The organism is Devosia geojensis (assembly GCF_000969415.1).
Lineage (GTDB): Bacteria > Pseudomonadota > Alphaproteobacteria > Rhizobiales > Devosiaceae > Devosia > Devosia geojensis.
In genome coordinates, this window is the sequence record NZ_JZEX01000172.1 from 1 (window position 1) to 3,350 (window position 3,350).

Genomic DNA, 3,350 nt, shown 5'->3' on the forward strand with positions numbered 1-3,350 from the left:
GGTGGGGGTCGACCGGCGACCCACAGGACCACCCCCCACCCTCGATCCCTCCCCTCAAGGGGGAGGGAAGCGATAGAGCCGTCGATCCCGAGAAACTCCAACTGCTCTAGATGAAAAACCCAATGAACCGCCCCGCCACCAGCGCGCTGATCCACAGCAGTATGGAGGAGGCGGCGAGGAAGGGGATAAGTGGGTGATCGAGCTTTCTGTCGCCGAAGGCCGTCGCGATGCCGGCGTTGAGGACGGCGAGGACGAGCAGCGCGAGCTTGATGCGGAAGGCCGGGTTGCCGACGTATTCGAGCGGGCGCACCGAGAAGAGCAGGAACCCGGTGACGGCGGCGATGACCAGAGCCCCGATGGCAACGGGGCGGAGCGTACCGATGACGGCCGCGGCCGGCAGCTGGCGGGCGAGCCCGAGGAGCCGGGCGTCCATCAAGAGCGCGGTGGTGACGAGCATTCCCAGCGCCAGGATGTGGGCGGCGTTGACGATGGGATAGAGGTAGAACGAGGTGCGCAGGGCCCTCGCAAACCCCGCCGCTTCCAGCGCCTCGAGCATCAGATGTCGCGCGCTCGATCCGGATAGACGTCGTAGGTCGCGCCGCCGACGATGATGCGCACGGCTTTCATGCGCGTCTCGTTCTCGTCCTGCGAGCGGTTGCCGATGGCGGTGATCTCATCGCCGACGGCAGCGGTCTCCTCGGTGAACCCGGCGGCGGTTGTCGGACCGGGCGGCGCGAGCTCGACGGTCCAGATCGTGCCCTCGACGTCCACCTCGATGATCGGGTGCGGATTGCCGTAGTAGATGTCGGCGATGGTGCCCTCGATCTGGAAGAAGCCGCTTTGCGTCCAGGACCAGCCGTGATGGGAAAAGGCCGGCGCCACGAGACCGACAATGGCGAGGCCGGACAAGAGAACTGCACGTCTTGGTAGCCGAGGCATGGTGTGACCTCTCGGATGTGCGGCCCCCAAAGCCGCGTGGAGTGTCTCCCGCCGCGCCGCCATGGGCAAGCCCCCGGCGGTGAAGCGTGTTCACATCTGCGGGAACCTCAGCCTCCCGTCTCGACGAGCCTGACGCCCGCCTGCGCGCAGATGCGCTTGACCGGCTCGGGGCAGATGTCGGTGACGAAGGTGCCGAGCTGGCTCATATGGGCGATGCGCACGGGCGCCGTACGGTCGAACTTGCCGGCATCGGCAACGAGGATGACGTGGCGCGCATTGGCGATGATCGCCTGGGCGACCTTGACTTCGCGGAAGTCGAAATCGAGGAGCGCGCCCTCGGCATCGAGGGCGGAGGCGCCGATGATGGCGAAATCGGCCTTGAACTGGCGAAAGAAATCGACCGCCGCTTCGCCCACGATCCCTCCGTCCGAGGCGCGCACCACTCCGCCGGCGATGACCACCTCGAAGCCGGGCAGCACCCGCAGCCGGTTGGCGACGTTGATGTTGTTGGTGATGACCATCAGCCCGTCGTGGCGGGTCAATGCCTGGGCGGCGGCCTCGGTGGTGGTGCCGATGTTGAGGAAGACCGAGGCGTGGTCGGGAATGAGCGCGGCGGCAGCCCTGCCGATGGCTTCCTTGGCGGATGCGGCGATGCGCCGGCGCGCCTCGTACTGCATGTTCTCGATGGTCGAGGGAAAGACCGCGCCGCCGTGGACGCGCTGCAGCGCACCGCGGTTGCAGAGCTCGTTCAAGTCCTTGCGCACGGTCTGCACGCTGACGGCGAAGCGCGCGGCGAGGTCGTCGACCTCGACCCGCCCCTGCCGCTTGGCGAGCTCGAGGATTTGCGCGTGGCGATCGATGAGCATGACTGACGCTTTCGTTTGCGTTCAGTTTAACCACAAACGAAAGCTTCAGTCAGCAGGCGACGACGTTGACCGCAAGGCCCGCCTGGCTGGTTTCTTTGTAGCGGTCGGACATGTCGAGGCCGGTCTGGCGCATGGTCTCGATGCAGATGTCGAGCGGCACCGCGTGGGTGCCGTCGCCTTTCATCGCAAGCGAAGCGGCGGTGACGGCCTTGACCGCGCCGAAGGCGTTGCGCTCGATGCAGGGGATCTGCACGAGCCCACCGACGGGGTCGCAGGTCATGCCGAGGTGATGCTCGAGGGCGATCTCGGCGGCGTTCTCGACTTGGGCCGGCGTTCCGCCCATGACGGCGCAGAGGCCGGCGGCGGCCATGGCGGAGGCCGAGCCCACCTCGCCCTGGCAGCCGACTTCGGCGCCCGAGATCGAGGCGTTGTGCTTAATGATGCCGCCAATAGCGGCGGCGGTGAGCAGGTAATCGCGCACGCCCTGCTGCGATGCGCCGGTCTCGAACTGCAGGTAGTAGCGCAGCACCGCCGGGATGACGCCGGCCGCCCCGTTGGTCGGCGCCGTGACGACGCGCCCACCCGCCGCGTTCTCCTCGTTGACGGCCATGGCATAGAGGGCGAGCCAGTCGTTGGCCATCAGCGGCGTCATCTCGTTGCGCTGCCATTGGGGTGCGAGCTGGTCGTGGATGGCCTTGGCGCGGCGCTTGACCTTGAGGCTGCCGGGCATGATGCCGTCCTGCGCGAGGCCGCGGTCGATGCAGCCGCTCATCACGCTCCAGATCTCGTCGAGGCCGGCGTCGACGGCGCGGCGCGCGCGCACCGCCTCCTCGTTGGCGCGCTTCATCTGCGCGATCGAGAGGCCGGAGCGCGCCGCCATCTCCAGCATGTCGGCGGCGTGGGCGAAGGGATAGGGCACGTCGGCATCGGCGGGCGAAGCGGTCTTGACCGCCTCGAGCTCGGCATCGGTGACCACGAACCCGCCGCCGATGGAATAATAGGTGCGGCGCAGGAGCAACTGGCCGTCGGTGTCGTAGGCGGAAAACTGCAGGCCGTTTGGATGGCCGGGCAGGGGCACCTTGCGGTCGAAGACGAGGTCCCTGGCCGGGCGGAAGCGATAGGTGCCGTGGCCGGGCGGCGAGACGGCGCCGCTCGCCTCGACCGCGGCGACCATGGCATCCATCCGGTCCGGATCGACGCTTTTCGGGTTCTCTCCGCAAAGACCGAGGATGACGGCCCGGTCGGTGCCGTGGCCGACGCCGGTGAAGGCCAGAGAGCCGTGGAGGCTGACGGTGAGTGCTGCCGGGCGGGCGTTGCGGGCGCGCGGATCGTCGGCGCTCTTCAATTCCTCGAGGAAGCGGTTGGCCGCCGTCATCGGCCCCATGGTGTGGGAGCTCGACGGGCCGATGCCGATCTTGAAGACGTCGAAAACGGACAGGAACATTTTTCCACTCTGCCCTTTTCGGCGAGGGCGCGCAACGATTGGGCACGCCGAAACCCCGCCCGGCCATGTGGCCTGCGGTTGAGGGTGGGCGGCAACGGGCG

At 67.9% G+C, this 3,350-nt stretch carries 4 protein-coding genes; all 4 read right to left on the reverse strand.

Annotation, left to right across the window (positions count from 1 at the left end):
* Positions 1-106: 106 nt before the first annotated feature.
* The 4 genes from VE25_RS18975 to VE25_RS18990 all read right to left on the reverse strand — a co-directional run bounded on the left by VE25_RS18975 (position 107) and on the right by VE25_RS18990 (position 3,249).
* A complete protein-coding gene (locus VE25_RS18975) occupies positions 107-556 on the reverse strand; it encodes a hypothetical protein (RefSeq protein ID WP_046110242.1) in 450 nt (149 codons plus the stop codon).
* Positions 556-909 (reverse strand): DUF6152 family protein, encoded by a 354-nt coding sequence (locus VE25_RS18980; RefSeq protein WP_342019322.1) that lies wholly within the window; start codon positions 907-909, stop codon positions 556-558. The genes VE25_RS18975 and VE25_RS18980 overlap by 1 nt, the downstream gene beginning before the upstream one ends.
* A gap of 137 nt (positions 910-1,046) precedes the next feature.
* Positions 1,047-1,805: a DeoR/GlpR family DNA-binding transcription regulator gene (locus tag VE25_RS18985; protein WP_046110244.1), complete on the reverse strand. Its 759-nt coding sequence runs from the start codon at positions 1,803-1,805 to the stop codon at positions 1,047-1,049.
* Positions 1,806-1,854: 49 nt separating this feature from the next.
* A complete protein-coding gene (locus tag VE25_RS18990; protein ID WP_046110245.1) occupies positions 1,855-3,249 on the reverse strand; it encodes an L-serine ammonia-lyase in 1,395 nt (464 codons plus the stop codon).
* Positions 3,250-3,350 lie beyond the last annotated feature (101 nt).